General features: G+C 69.8%; 10 protein-coding genes. 6 read left to right on the forward strand and 4 right to left on the reverse strand.

From position 1 onward, the window contains the following. The first annotated feature begins 99 nt into the window (after positions 1-99). From AC1DMQ_RS09525 to AC1DMQ_RS09550, 6 genes are all read left to right on the forward strand, one after another. Positions 100-570, forward strand: a complete 471-nt coding sequence (locus AC1DMQ_RS09525) for a CopG family ribbon-helix-helix protein (RefSeq protein WP_477033316.1) — start codon at positions 100-102, stop codon at positions 568-570. Next, the gene (locus AC1DMQ_RS09530; RefSeq protein WP_477033317.1) at positions 570-1,394 is read left to right on the forward strand and encodes an urea amidolyase associated protein UAAP1; all 825 of its coding nucleotides are present in this window, start codon (positions 570-572) and stop codon (positions 1,392-1,394) included. The genes AC1DMQ_RS09525 and AC1DMQ_RS09530 overlap by 1 nt, the downstream gene beginning before the upstream one ends. 7 nt (positions 1,395-1,401) lie before the next feature. Further along, complete coding sequence (locus AC1DMQ_RS09535; protein ID WP_477033318.1) at positions 1,402-2,031, forward strand: urea amidolyase associated protein UAAP2; 630 nt, start codon at positions 1,402-1,404, stop codon at positions 2,029-2,031. Between the two features lie 7 nt (positions 2,032-2,038). After that, positions 2,039-5,680: an urea carboxylase gene (uca, locus tag AC1DMQ_RS09540; protein WP_477033319.1), complete on the forward strand. Its 3,642-nt coding sequence runs from the start codon at positions 2,039-2,041 to the stop codon at positions 5,678-5,680. After that, complete coding sequence (atzF, locus tag AC1DMQ_RS09545; protein WP_477033320.1) at positions 5,677-7,479, forward strand: allophanate hydrolase; 1,803 nt, start codon at positions 5,677-5,679, stop codon at positions 7,477-7,479. The genes uca and atzF overlap by 4 nt, the downstream gene beginning before the upstream one ends. A 180-nt stretch (positions 7,480-7,659) precedes the next feature. Continuing rightward, a complete protein-coding gene (locus AC1DMQ_RS09550) occupies positions 7,660-7,983 on the forward strand; it encodes a DUF3892 domain-containing protein (RefSeq protein ID WP_477033321.1) in 324 nt (107 codons plus the stop codon). Here the strand turns inward: AC1DMQ_RS09550 and AC1DMQ_RS09555 are convergent. From AC1DMQ_RS09555 to AC1DMQ_RS09570, 4 genes are all read right to left on the reverse strand, one after another. Next, positions 7,980-8,741 (reverse strand): ABC transporter ATP-binding protein, encoded by a 762-nt coding sequence (locus tag AC1DMQ_RS09555; protein WP_477033322.1) that lies wholly within the window; start codon positions 8,739-8,741, stop codon positions 7,980-7,982. The two genes, AC1DMQ_RS09550 and AC1DMQ_RS09555, sit on opposite strands and share 4 nt — an antisense overlap. A 1-nt stretch (position 8,742) precedes the next feature. Next, positions 8,743-9,561, reverse strand: coding sequence for an ABC transporter permease (locus tag AC1DMQ_RS09560; protein WP_477033323.1), 819 nt, complete (start codon positions 9,559-9,561; stop codon positions 8,743-8,745). A gap of 72 nt (positions 9,562-9,633) precedes the next feature. Beyond that, the gene (locus AC1DMQ_RS09565; RefSeq protein ID WP_477033324.1) at positions 9,634-10,743 is read right to left on the reverse strand and encodes a putative urea ABC transporter substrate-binding protein; all 1,110 of its coding nucleotides are present in this window, start codon (positions 10,741-10,743) and stop codon (positions 9,634-9,636) included. A gap of 439 nt (positions 10,744-11,182) precedes the next feature. Next, positions 11,183-13,348, reverse strand: a complete 2,166-nt coding sequence (locus AC1DMQ_RS09570; protein ID WP_477033325.1) for a TonB-dependent receptor — start codon at positions 13,346-13,348, stop codon at positions 11,183-11,185. Between the last annotated feature and the right edge of the window lie 47 nt (positions 13,349-13,395).

The following is a 13,395-nucleotide window of genomic DNA, read 5'->3' on the forward strand; positions in this document are numbered from 1 at the left end:
TAACGATCGGTCGCGCGCCGCCCAAAACCGAGGCGCCATGCATCGACCGGGCCCGCCGCCAGTATTACATATTGCATCCTTCGTAATATTCGCGATCGGATGCTTCCCATGGACACGCCCTCCTCAACCCTCGCACGCCTCAGCATCAGCCTGCCGGCCGAACTGATGGCGCAGCTGGACGCCATGGTCGCCGAGCGCGGCCTGCCCAGCCGCTCGCAGATGATCGCCGAACTGATCCGCCACGAGCTGGCCGAGCACAGCGCCGAGCGTCCCGACGCCGTCCTGGCCGGCACCATCACTCTGATCTACCGCGCCGAGAACGGCCGGGTGCGCCACGCCCTGGCCCAGACCCAGCTCAGCTTCGTCAAGGAGGTGATCTCGGCCCAGAACGTCTTCCTGGAGGACGACCAAGCCATGGAGGTCCTGCTGGTCCAGGGGCCGTTCGAGCGCCTGCAGCAGCTGTGCGACGACCTGCGCAAGGTGCGCGGCGTCCAGCAGATCAAGCTGGTCACCACCACCGCCTTGCTGCCGCCGCTGCATTTCCACGGCGAAGACGGAGCGCCGGCCTGATGAGCCAGACCGCCGATCCCTACGCCGCCCAGGCCCACGCCCGCGCCCAGGCCGGGACCCGGGCCGAGGCCATGCCCACCGTGCCGGCCACCGACGCCGTCGACCTGCCGCAAGGCGTGGTCGCCGCCGACGTGGTCTGGGACGAGACGATCGCCCCGGGCGGCTACGCCGGCCGCCAGATCGCCCGCGGGACCCACCTGCGCCTGACCGACCTGGCCGGCGACGCCAGCCCGTCGCTGCTGTTGTTCAACGCCGAGCGCCCGGTCGAGCGGCTGAACATCGCCGACACCCTGAAGGTCCAGTGGAACGGCTATCTGGGCCAGGGCCGCCTGCTGCTGTCGGACATGGGCCGGGTGCTGGCCAGCCTGGTCGAGGACACCGCCGGAACTCACGACGCCTTCTGCGGCGCGTCCAACCAGGCCAGCAACGCCCGCAAGTACGGCGACGGCTTCAACCACGGCGCCCACCCCAACGCCCGCGACCGCTTCTCGCTGGGCGTGGCTAAGTTCGGCCTGGGCCGCAAGGACATCCATCCCTGCCTGAACCTGTTCAAGGACGTGCGGATCGCCCAGGGCGGCGAGACGGTGATCGATGTCGGCCCCTACCCGCCCGGCCGGTTCGTCACCCTGCGGGCCGAGATGGACCTGATCGTGGTGCTGGCCAACTGCCCGCACGTGCTGGACCCGCGCCGGGCCTACGCCGTCACGCCTTTGAGAGCCACCGCCTGGCGCGGCCCGGTCACGCCGGAAGCCGACCCGATCCGCAACGCGACGCCAGAGGGCCTGCGCGCCTTCCTGAACGTCGAAGACTATTACCGTCGCTGAGGGCCGCATGACCCACTCCCCGCCCCCGCTGCCCGGCGCCGTCGTCCACGACGAGGTCGTGCCCGCCCGCGCGCCCTGGCTGCACACGGTCAAGGCCGGCCAGACCTTGCGGATCGTCGATCTGGAAGGCAACCAGGCCGTCGACTTCCTGGCCTACAGCGCCGCCGACGACGCCGAACGCTACAGCGCCCAGGACACCATCGCCGCCCAGGGCAACGTCTTCCTGCGCGAGGGCTCGGTGCTGCTGTCCAACGAGGGCGCGCCGATGATGACGGTCACCGCCGCGGCCGTGGCCTATCACGACACCATCGGCGGGGCCTGCTCGTGCGAGAGCAACACCCTGCGCTACGGCCACCACACCAAGGCCCAGCACGCCTGCGTCGAGAACTTCCTGACCGCCAACGCCCGCCACGGGCGCGGCAAGCGCGACATGGTCAGCAACGTCAACTGGTTCATGAACGTGCCGGTCGAGGCCGACGGGGCCCTGGGCATCGTCGACGGCATCTCGGCGCCGGGCCTCTATGTCGACCTGCGGGCCGAGATGGACGTGGTGGTCGTGGTCTCCAACTGCCCGCAGATCAACAACCCCTGCAACGGCTTCAATCCGACGCCCGTGCGCATGATCGTTTCGGAATAGCGCCGCCATGTTCGACAAGGTCCTGATCGCCAACCGCGGCGCCATCGCCTGCCGGATCATCCGCACGCTCAAGGCCATGGGCGTGAAGTCGGTGGCGGTGTTCAGCGACGCCGACGCCGGTTCGCTGCACGTCAGCCTGGCCGACGAGGCGGTGCGGATCGGACCCGCCCCGGCCGCCGAGAGCTACCTGCGCGGCGACCTGATCCTGGCGGCGGCCAAGGCGACCGGCGCCCAGGCCATCCATCCCGGCTACGGCTTCCTCAGCGAGAACGCGGGCTTCGCGGAGGCCTGCGAGGCGGCGGGCATCGCCTTCGTCGGCCCGACCGCCGACAACATCCGCGCCTTCGGTCTCAAGCACACCGCCCGGGACCTGGCCCAGGCCCACGGCGTGCCGCTGGCGCCCGGCACGGACCTGCTGGTCGATCCGGCGGCGGCGCTGGAGGCGGCCGAGCGCATCGGCTTCCCCGTCATCCTGAAGGCCACGGCCGGCGGTGGCGGCATCGGCATGCGGGTCTGCGAGACGGCCGAGGCGGTCAGCGAGGCCTTTGCCGCCGTCCAGCGCCTGGCGACCGGCAATTTCAGCGACGGCGGCGTGTTCCTCGAGCGCTACGTGCGCAAGGCCCGCCACGTCGAGGTGCAGGTGTTCGGCGACGGGGCCGGCAAGGTCATGGCCCTGGGCGAGCGCGACTGCTCGCTGCAGCGGCGCAACCAGAAGGTCGTCGAGGAGACCCCCGCCCCCGGCCTGCCCGCCGCCACCCGCGCGGCCCTGCTGGATGCCGCCGTCCGCCTGGCCTCGGCGGCGAACTACCGCTCGGCCGGCACGGTGGAGTTCCTCTACGACGCCGAGCGCGACGACTTCTTCTTCCTGGAGGTCAACACCCGGCTGCAGGTCGAGCACGGCGTCACCGAGCAGGTGACGAGCGTGGACCTGGTCGAGTGGATGGTGCGCGGCGCGGCAGGCGACTTCGCCTTCCTCGACGCCCCACCGCCCGAGCCGAAGGGCGCGTCGATCCAGGTGCGGCTCTATGCCGAGGACCCGGCCCAGGACTATCGACCCAGTTCCGGCGTGCTGACCCAAGTGTCGTTTCCCGACGGCGTCCGGGCCGACGGCTGGGTGGTGGACGGGACCGAGGTCAGCGCCTTCTACGACCCGCTGCTGGCCAAGCTGATCGTCACGGCGGCCGACCGCCCGGCGGCGGTCGCGGCCCTGCAGGCAGCGCTCGACGGGACGCGGCTAGCAGGACTGGAGACCAATCTCGACTGGCTGCGCACCGTCGTCCGCTCCGAAGCCTTCGTCAGCGGCGAGGTTTCGACCCGGGCGCTGGAGAGCGTGAGCTGGCGGCCAGACACCATCCAGGTGCTCAGCGGCGGTCCGGCCACCACCGTTCAGGACTGGCCCGGCCGCCAGGGCTATTGGGACGTCGGCGTGCCGCCGTCCGGCCCGATGGACGCCTTCGCCTTCCGACTGGGCAACCGCCTGCTGGGCAACGGCGAGGACGCCGCGGGGCTGGAGATCACCGCCCTCGGCCCGACGCTGAAGTTCAACCGCGCCGCCATAGTGTGCCTGACCGGCGCGGCGTTCGACGCCAAGCTCGACGGCGCGCCGGTCGAGGCCTACGCCCCGATCGCCGTCTCCGCCGGCCAGACCCTGAAGATCGGCCGCGTGGTCGGCGCGGGCCTGCGCGGCTACCTGCTGTTCCAGGGCGGGCTGGACGTGCCGGTCTATCTGGGCAGCCGCTCGACCTTCACCCTGGGCGGCTTCGGCGGCCATGCCGGGCGCAACCTGACGGCCGGCGACGTGCTGCGACTGGCTGTCGGGGACACGCTGTCCCCGGCCTCGGCCCTGCCGCCTCCCTTGCGCCCCGCCACGACCAAGGCATGGACCATCCGCGTCCTGCCCGGCCCGCACGGCGCGCCGGACTTCTTCACCCCGGCGGATGTGGCGATGATCGGCGGCACGGACTGGAAGGTGCACTACAACTCCAACCGCACCGGCGTGCGGCTGGTCGGGCCCAAGCCCGAATGGGCCCGTCGCGACGGCGGCGAGGCCGGGCTGCACCCGTCCAACATCCACGACAACGCCTACGCCATCGGGGCCGTCGACTTCACCGGCGACATGCCGATCATCCTGGGTCCGGACGGACCTTCGCTGGGCGGGTTCGTCTGTCCGTTCGTGATCATCCAGGCGGATCTCTGGAAGGCCGGACAGTTGGCGCCGGGGGACACGGTGCGGTTCGACGTCGTGGACGACGCGGCGGCGGCCCTGGCGCTGGGCGAGCAGGAAGCGCTGCTTGCGACGCTGCGCGCGCCCCCTGTCGCGACCCCGGGCCCGTCCCCGACCGAGGCGCTCGACAGCCCCGTCCTGGCCGAGCTGCCGGAACAAGGTCACCGCCCCCACGTCACCTACCGCCGCCAGGGCGACCAGCACCTGCTCGTCGAATACGGCCCCATCGTGCTGGACCTGGAACTGCGTCTGCGCATCCACGCCCTGTACCTGGACCTGCAGGGCCTGGCCCTGCCCGGCGTCATCGATCTGACCCCCGGCATCCGCTCGCTGCAGGTGCACTACGACAGCCGCCGCCTGACCCAAGCCGACCTGCTGGCAGCCCTGACCACGGCCGAGGAGCGCCTCGGCGGGCTGGACGATTTCGAGATTCCGTCGCGCGTCGTGCATCTGCCGCTGAGCTGGAAGGATCCCGCGATCTACCAGACCATCGACAAGTACATGCAGGCCGTCCGCGACGACGCGCCTTGGTGCCCGGACAACATCGAGTTCATCCGGCGGGTCAACGGCCTGGAGAGCATCGACGACGTCCAGCGCATCGTCTTCGACGCCCGCTACCTGGTGATGGGCCTGGGCGACGTCTATCTGGGCGCGCCGGTCGCCACCCCGGTCGACCCGCGCCACCGGCTGGTGACCACCAAGTACAACCCGGCCCGCACCTGGACCCCGCCCAACGTCGTGGGCATAGGCGGCGCCTATATGTGCATCTACGGCATGGAGGGACCGGGCGGCTACCAGCTGTTCGGGCGGACCATCCAGGTGTGGAACACCTGGCGCCAGACCGACGCCTTCGTCGACGGCAAGCCGTGGCTGCTGCGGTTCTTCGACCAGATCCGCTTCTTCCCGGTCAGCGCCGAGGAGCTGGTCGAGTGGCGCCGCGACTTCCCGCTGGGGCGTCGCCAGATCCGCGTCGAAGAAGAGACCTTCCGCCTGTCGGACTATCGCAAGATGCTGGCGCAGAACGCCGACGGCATCGCCGCCTTCCAGGCCACGCGCCAGGCCGCCTTCGACGCCGAGCGCGCCGACTGGGAGGCCAAGGGCGAGTTCGCGCGGGTCGAGGCCCTGTCCAGCGTGGTCGACGATGACGGCGAGGCGGCGGCTGTCACGGTCCCCGACGGCAGCGACCTGGTCGAGGCTCCGTTGGGCGGCAATGTCTGGAAGGTGCTGGTCGAGCCCGGCCAGCGGGTCGAAGCCGGAGCGGTGATCGCCGTGATCGAAGCCATGAAGGCCGAATGCGACGTCAACAGCCCGACGGCCGGCGTGGTCACGGCCGTCTACGCCCAGCCGGCCCAGGCCATCGCCGCCGGCGCGCCGATCGTGGCCATCGCGCCCGACTTGCTCGCCCTTGGGGAGGCCGCCGCGTGAGCGACTTCCAGCGCCTGTCGGTCACCGCCATCGCCGAGGCCGTCAACGCCCAGAAAGAAGGGGGCGGCGCCAGCGCGGTCGAGGTCGCCCAAGCCGCGCTCGACGCGGTCGCGGCCTATGACGAGATCCAGCCCCAGGCCTGGATCCTGCGCCTGCCCGCCGAGACGGTCCTGGCCCAGGCCCGCGCCGTGGACGCCCGGATCGCGGCCGGCGGGACCCTGGCCCTGGCCGGCGTGCCGTTCGCGGTGAAGGACAATATCGACGTCGCCGACCTGCCCACCAGCGCCGCCTGCCCGGCCTTCGCCTACGTGCCCGACCGTTCGGCGACCGTGGTCGAGCGGCTGGTCGCCGCCGGAGCGGTGCTGATCGGCAAGACCAACCTGGACCAGTTCGCCACCGGCCTGGTGGGCGTTCGCAGCCCCTACGGCGCGCCGCTGTGCGTGTTCGACCAGGCCTATGTCAGCGGCGGCTCCAGCTCCGGCTCGGCGGTGGCCGTGGCGGCGGGCCTGGTGGCCTTCGCCCTGGGCACCGACACCGCCGGCTCGGGTCGGGTGCCGGCCGCCTTCAACCACCTGATCGGCCTCAAGCCGTCCAAGGGCCGCTGGAGCACGCGCGGCCTGGTTCCCGCCTGCCGCTCGCTGGACTGCATCAGCGTGTTCGCGGCCGACCTGGCGGGGGCGGCGCTGGTGGACGAGGTGCTGACGGCGTTCGATGCGGAAGACGACTATTCGCGCCGCACGCCAGCCTCGCCGCCCGCCGCGCCAGAGGGGTCCTTCCGCTTCGGCATTCCCAAATCCGACCAGCGCCTGTTCATGGGCGACGACCAATCGGCCGCCCTCTACGCCGCCGCCATCGACCGCATGACCGCCGCCGGCGGGACGCCCGTCGAGATCGACATCGCCCCGCTGCTGGACTGCGCCAAGCTGCTCTACAGCGGTCCGTGGGTGGCCGAACGCACCGCCGCCGTCGAGGACCAGCTGCGCGAGGCGCCCGGCGCGATCCACCCGACCGTGCGGGCCATCGTCCAGGGCGGCGTGGCGGTCACCGGCGTCGAGACCTTCAAGGGCCTCTACGCCCTGGAGGCCTATCGTCGCGCGGCCGAAGCGATCTGGAAGGCGGCGGACGTGATGCTCCTGCCCACCGCCCCGACCATCTACCGCCTGAAGGAAGTGCTGGCCGAGCCCATCGCGCTGAACGCCAACCTCGGCCTCTACACCAATTTCGTGAACCTGCTCGACATGAGCGCCCTCGCCGTCCCCGCCGGCTTCCGTGAGAACGGGACCGGGTTCGGCGTCACCCTGATCGGACCGGCCTTCGCCGACCGCATGCTGCTGGCCCTGGCCGAGCGATATCTGGAGACCTTCCCCATGGCCGACACGCCGCCGCTCGACCTGACGCCCCGCAAGCCCGGCGTGAAGCTGGCCGTGGTCGGCGCCCACCTGGCCGGAATGCCGCTGCACTGGCAGTTGACCTCGCGCGAGGCCCGGCTGGTTGCGGCGACCAGGACCGCCCCGGCCTACAAGCTCTACGCCATGGCCGAGACCACCCCGCCCAAGCCGGCTTTGATCCATGTCGGCGACGGCGGAAGCTCGATCCTGGTCGAGGTCTACGAGCTGGATTTCGAGGCCTTCGGCAGCTTCACCGCCGAGGTCCCCGCGCCCCTGGCGATCGGCACGGTGACCTTGGAAGACGGGACGTCGGTGAAGGGCTTCGTCGCCGAACCCCGCGCCCTGAACGGCGCGACGGACATCACCGAACTGGGCGGCTGGCGGGCCTATATCGCCTCGCTGGCGGGCTGACCGAGGGCCCTGACGGCCCTTTCGACGCATTTTTCCCCGGGAATCGCGAGAGTCTGCTATGGTCGCCCACGCGCTGACCTCGGCGCCTTCGCATCAGCAGACAATCGTTTCGACGTTCCGGCCCCGCGACCTTCGCCTGGCCGGGTCTCGCCGCGCGCCCTGCCCGGACTCGGAAATACGATGGCCAAAACCGCCGAAATCACCTGGATCGCCCAGAACGGACGTCACACCACCTACGAGCGGATCAGCCATATCGGCGGCGACTCGCCGGAGCCCTGGGCGCTGACGATCCGGCAAGCGATCAAGCTGTTGGACGCCGGCCAGCGGCGGTTCTTCGTGGTGCGCGACGGCGTCGAGGTGAAGGTCGAGGCCCTGACCAGCCGCACGGGCGCCCGCTATCTGAAGACGGCGGAAGACCGCAACGAGCCCCACAAGCTTCTGGAGCTGCCGGCCAATCCGCAGTTCGAGGCCGAGCTGATCGCCGCCAGCGCCCAGGTCGCCTAGCCGCCTAGCCCCGCCAGCGCCTCCGGCCCTACAGCGCCGGGCTTGTCCAACGGGAAGTCGTAGACCGCCGTCGAGCCGTAGCGGTGCGGCGCCTGCGGATCGCGGCGGCGCTTGTCGAAGGCCAGGACGCGGGTGCCCAGCTTGAAGGCCTCCTTGATGTCGTGGGTGACCATCATGATGGTCAGGCCATGCTCGCGCCAAAGGCCGGTGATCAGCTCGTGCATGTCCAGGCGCACGCCCGGGTCCAACGCGCCGAACGGCTCGTCCAGCAACAGGATGCGCGGCTTCTTGATCAGGGCCTGGGCGATGGCCAGGCGCTGCTGCATGCCGCCCGACATCTGGGCCGGATAGACGTCGCCGCTGTCGCCGAGGCCGACCGCGGCCAGCATGGCGTTCGCCTGCTCCTCGGCCGCCCGACGCTTGGCACCCGACAGCCTACCGCGGAACATCGAGCCCGCGCAGTCCAGGCCGAACACCACGTTGTCGCGGGCGCTGAGGTGCGGGAACACCGAATACTTCTGGAACACCACGCCCCGGTCCGGACCCGGCTCGGCGCGCAGCTTGCGGCCGTCCAGGTCGATCGCGCCCTTGCTCGGCGCCTCCTGGCCCAGGGCCAGGCGCAGGAAGGTGCTCTTGCCGGCGCCGGACGGCCCGACGATCGAGACGAAACTGCCCTGCTTGATCGACAGGTCGACGTTCTCGAGCACGACCTTGTCGCCGTACTCCACCCAGACGTTGCGGAAGGTCAGCAAGTCCATCTCAACGCCCCCGCACCGGATGGGCCCAGGGGTAGAAGCGGCGGCTGACCAGCTTCAGCGCCACGTCCATGGCCACGGCCAGGATCGAAATCCAGACGACATAGGGCAGGATGATGTCCATCGACAGATAGCGGCGGACCAGGAAGATCCGGTAGCCCAGGCCCACATCGGCGGCGATGGCCTCGGCCGAGATCAGATAGACCCAGGCCGGGCACAGCGACAGGCGCAGGCTGTCGATCAGCCGGGGCATGGCCTGGGGCAGCGCCACGCGCAGGGCCAACTGCCAGGTGCTGGCGCCCAGGGTCTGGGCCTTGACCAGCTGCTCCTCGGGAATGGCGCCGACCTGTGCGGCCAGGTCGCGGACCATGACCGGGGTGATGCCGATCACGATCAGGGCGATCTTCGCGGTCTCGCCCAGGCCGAAGACGATGAACAGGATCGGCAGCACCGCGATCGGCGGCACCACGGCTACGGCCGCCACCAGCGGCCCGAACTTGGCCCTCAGCATGGGCAGCAGACCCAGGCTGAGACCCAGCACCAAGGCGAGCGTGGTCGAGATAGCCAGGGCGGTCCCGATCCGCTGGAGGCTGGCGACGGTGTCGACCACCAGCGGCGCGTCGCCGGTCAGCGGGTCGACGCTGGCCATCATCTGCACCGCCTCGACCATGGCGGTCGGGGTTGGCAGCAGCTTGTCGCGCGGGTTCTCGGCGTGGCGGGCCTGGGAGGCCATCAGATAGACCAGCGCCACCGCCAGCAGCGGCAGCAGGCCCAGCAGGACGCTGAGGCCGCCCCTCGGTCTGACGTTCAACAAGCGGCGCATGAAGCGGATCGGATCCTTGTCGTGACGGGGACCGCTCCGCCCCGGATCGGGACGGAGCGGTTTGGTGTCAGGCTACAGCTTGCCGTCCGCCGCCTGCTGCACATAGGTCGGATCGAAGCGCAGCTTCACATTGGCCGGATCGCCCAGCGTCTTGCCATTGGGGAAGCTGATGCCGATGTCGTCCACCGACTTCGCCCCTTGGCCGAACAGGCCCATGCTGAAGCTGAACTTGCGAACGCGGTCGTTGGCGGTGACCAGGTCCGGGCTGACCGTCGCGGCCAGGGCGGCCTTGGGGTCGGCGTAGAGGTAGGTCGTCTTCAGCTGGCTCTCGAAGCCGGCCAGGTCCGAACCCGACGCCTTGGCCATCGCCTCGCGGGCGGCCTTGCCCTCCGGGGTCTGGGCCACGGTCAGGGCCATGGTCTCGTACCAGATGCCGGTCAGGGCCTTGCCGAGGTTGGGGTTGGCCTTCAGCTCGTCGGTGCTGACCATCAGGCCGTCGAGGATCTCGCCCGGGATCTTGGAGCTGTCGAACACCAGGGTCGCGCCCGGCATCTTCTTCACTTCCGACAGCTGCGGGTTCCAGGTCACCAGGGCCTTGGTGTCGGCCGCGCTGTAGGCGGCCACGATGTCGGCGTCGGAGGTGTTGACCGTCTTGATGTCGGGCATCTTCAGGCCCGCCGTCTCCAGCGCCCGGGCCAGCAGGTAGTGCGAGACCGACAGCTCGACCAGGTTGACCGGTCGGCCCTTGATGTCGGCCAGCGTCGCGCCGTTCTTCAGGATCACCCCGTCATTGCCGTTGGAATAGTCGCCGATCATCAGGACGGTGGTGTCCTTGCCGGCGGCGGCCGGGACGGTCAGGGCGTCCATGTTGGTGGCGGTGACGCCGTCCAGCTTGCCGGCCGAGAACTGGTTGAGGGACTCCACGTAGTCGTTGATCTGCACCAGCTCGATCTCGACGCCGTACTTGTCGGCCCACTTCTTCACGATGCCCGACTGCTGGGCGTAGGCCCACGGCATCCAGCCGGCGTAGATCGTCCAGCCGATCTTGTAGCTGGTCTTCGCCGGAGCGGCCGCCGGAGCGGTTTCCGCCTTCTCGGCGGGCTTGGGCCCGCACGAGGCCAGGGCCAGGCAAGACGCGGCCATGGCCGCGATGAAACGCTTGCGGGTGAACAAGACAGTCATGAGCGGGCTCCCTCCAAATTCGCTGAAGGCAGCGTTCGACATATTACGAGTTGTCGCAATCGTAATACCGACAGCAGGTCGTCGGCGCGCCCTCCACCACGCCGATCTGCTAAAAAAGCAGGCCCCAGGGCCTGCGGGCGCCGCATCGCGCGCCGTTCTCGCCCCGCTTCCACGCCGCGCCGAGGCCGGGTTTGCCACCATCCCCTTCATCACCCAGCGTGAGGCCTTCGCAGGGAGGTCGCGATCATGCTTTCCAAACTGGCGACAAACCTCTGGCGCCTGATCCGCGAAGGCTTCGTGGCGCGGGGCGACCGCTACTGGCTGACCTGATCGAGCCCTACGGCGCGGATTTGGGGGATCGAGGCCCCCCGCGGTGGCGAACGAAATCATGTGAAAAGCGGGCGGTCGGCGCCCCCCGGAGCCGACCGCCCGAACGCGCCTACATCTTGACGCTCAAGGTGACGCCGAAGGTCCGGGGAGGATTGTAGGCGCCGAAGTTCGCCCCCAGGAACGTGCCCTGATAGGTGCGGGTCACTTCATTGCTCAGGTTCTTGCCCCACAGCGACAGGGCCAGCTTGTCCGAGGGCGCGCTGTAGACGATGCGGCCGTCGAAGAAGTTGGTCGCCGGCCGCTGCTCGGGACCGGTGTTGGAGTTGTCGTCGTAGATGTGGCTCTCGTAGCGGTAGTCGACGGCGAACCGCAGTTCGCCCCGCTCGCCCAGCGACAGGTCGTAGGACGGCGACAGCACCACCTTGTGCTTGGGCGTGCGCGAAATCCGGTTGCCGGCGTAGTCGACGCCCGGCTCCGGCTCGAACTCGTCGAAGCGCGCGTCGGTGTAGCCGTAGCTGGCCACCAGGCGGGCGTGGGCGAACGGCCGCCAGCTGAGATAGGTCTCGTAGCCCTTGATCGTCGCCTTGCCGGCGTTGTCGGTGATGATGTTCAGGCCGTCCGTGCGCTTGGTCTGCAGGTCGCTGTACTTCATCACGTAGAGCGTGTTGTTCCAGGTCAGGGCGCCGTTCAGGAACGTGCTCTTCTGGCCCACCTCGTACTGGGTGGCGTATTCCGGCTCGAAGCCCTGGGCGGCGTCCTCGGCCGAGCTGGGCGTGTCCTGGAAACCGCCGCTCTTGAAGCCCTTGGAGACCATCACGTAGTAGAGCTGGTCCTCGGCCGGGTGGTAGTTGGCCCCGGCGCGATAGGTCACCGCGTCATAGGTCCCCGAAACGCTGACGTCGAAGAAGTCGTCGGCGCGGAACACCGAGTCGCCCTCGGTGTTGGAGACCCGGTAGTCCTTCTTGTCCTTGGAATAGCGCAGGCCGCCGATCAGCGAGAGCTTGTCGCCGACCGGCACGGTGACGTCGCCGAACACCGCGTAGCTGTCGAGCTTGGCGTCCTGAGCGTAGATCTCGGCGCCCTGGCCGCCGATGTCCAAGGCCAGGATGTCGTCGCGCAGGGTCTTGCTGTCGTACTTGTAGAAGCCCGCGACCCACTGGATGCGGCTGTCGGGCAAGGCGCTCAGCCGGACTTCGTGGCTGGAGAAGTGGCTGTCCTCGTCGTTGCCGCCCGAGATGTCGATGAAGTTGGTGCTGGGGTTGCCGCCGTCGAAGTCGTAGGCGACGTGATAGTCCAGGTCCCGATAGGCCCCCAGATAGGTCAGGGTGGCGAACGACAGGTCCCAGTCCATCTGGCCGCGCACACCCCAGGTGTCGCGGTTCTGGTAGCCGTCCGTCGAACCGGCCGTGTGCTTGCGGTCGCGGTCGATGGTCCAGAAGGCCGACAGCGGATCGGTGTCGTCCAGATCCAGCACGTGCTGGCCCGGCCCGGCGCCGCGATCGCGCGTGCCGTCGACGGTCACCAGCAGACGCAGGGACTCCTTGGGCTGAACGGCCAGCTGCAGGCGTCCGCTGCGGGTGTCCTGGTCCTCGACCCGGCCGCCGGTGAAGGTGTTCTTGACGTAGCCGTCGTGGGTTCGCCAGCTGCCGCTGGCGCGGAACGCGGCCCTGCCGTCGGCGAACGGCGCGTTGACGTAGCCCGCTGCCTCGTAGCGCTCGTAGTTGCCGGCCGTCGCTTCGCCCGCGGCGTCGACCGCGTCGAAGTCGGGACGGTTGGTGACGACATTGATCGCGCCGCCCACGACGTTGCGGCCATAGAGCGTGCCCTGCGGGCCCTTCAGCACCTCGATGCGCGAGACGTCGAAGGCGTCGAAGGCCACCGCGGCCGGACGGCCCAGATAGATTTCGTCCAGGAACACCGCCGAGCTGGGATCGCCCGCCGCGCCGCGATCGGACGAGCCGATGCCGCGAATGGCGATGCGCGGCTGCGAGGCCGGGAAGGCGTCGAAGTTCAGGCCGGGCGTCCGGGTGGCCACGTCGTCGATCTCGCGGATCCGGGCCTGGCGCACTTCCTCCGCGCCGAAGGCCGTCACCGTCACCGGCACGTCCTGCAGGCGCTCGCTGCGCCGTTGCGCGGTGACGACGATCTCGTCGAGCGAAACGGCTTCCGGCGTCGTCGCGGCCGCCGCCGGCGCGGTCTGGGCCATCGCCTGGCCGGCGCTGGCCAAGGCCGCCATCGCGGCGCCGCACGCCAGAATCCTTCGACTGGTCGTCATCACGCATCCTCCCCTTTTTTGTTTTGTCCTCGGGCGGACCCGGGCAT

This window comes from Caulobacter sp. 05L422 (assembly GCF_056397765.1).

What these genes read in the sequence shown, in the direction of transcription:
- AC1DMQ_RS09535 (WP_477033318.1), top strand. Translation starts at nt 1,402, where the DNA reads ATGACCCACTCCCCGCCCCCGCTGCCCGGCGCCGTCGTCCACGACGAG.
- AC1DMQ_RS09570 (WP_477033325.1), bottom strand. Translation starts at nt 13,348, where the DNA reads ATGACGACCAGTCGAAGGATTCTGGCGTGCGGCGCCGCGATGGCGGCC.
- AC1DMQ_RS09565 (WP_477033324.1), bottom strand. Translation starts at nt 10,743, where the DNA reads ATGACTGTCTTGTTCACCCGCAAGCGTTTCATCGCGGCCATGGCCGCG.
- uca (WP_477033319.1), top strand. Translation starts at nt 2,039, where the DNA reads ATGTTCGACAAGGTCCTGATCGCCAACCGCGGCGCCATCGCCTGCCGG.
- AC1DMQ_RS09560 (WP_477033323.1), bottom strand. Translation starts at nt 9,561, where the DNA reads ATGCGCCGCTTGTTGAACGTCAGACCGAGGGGCGGCCTCAGCGTCCTG.
- AC1DMQ_RS09550 (WP_477033321.1), top strand. Translation starts at nt 7,660, where the DNA reads ATGGCCAAAACCGCCGAAATCACCTGGATCGCCCAGAACGGACGTCAC.
- AC1DMQ_RS09530 (WP_477033317.1), top strand. Translation starts at nt 570, where the DNA reads ATGAGCCAGACCGCCGATCCCTACGCCGCCCAGGCCCACGCCCGCGCC.
- AC1DMQ_RS09555 (WP_477033322.1), bottom strand. Translation starts at nt 8,741, where the DNA reads ATGGACTTGCTGACCTTCCGCAACGTCTGGGTGGAGTACGGCGACAAG.
- AC1DMQ_RS09525 (WP_477033316.1), top strand. Translation starts at nt 100, where the DNA reads ATGCTTCCCATGGACACGCCCTCCTCAACCCTCGCACGCCTCAGCATC.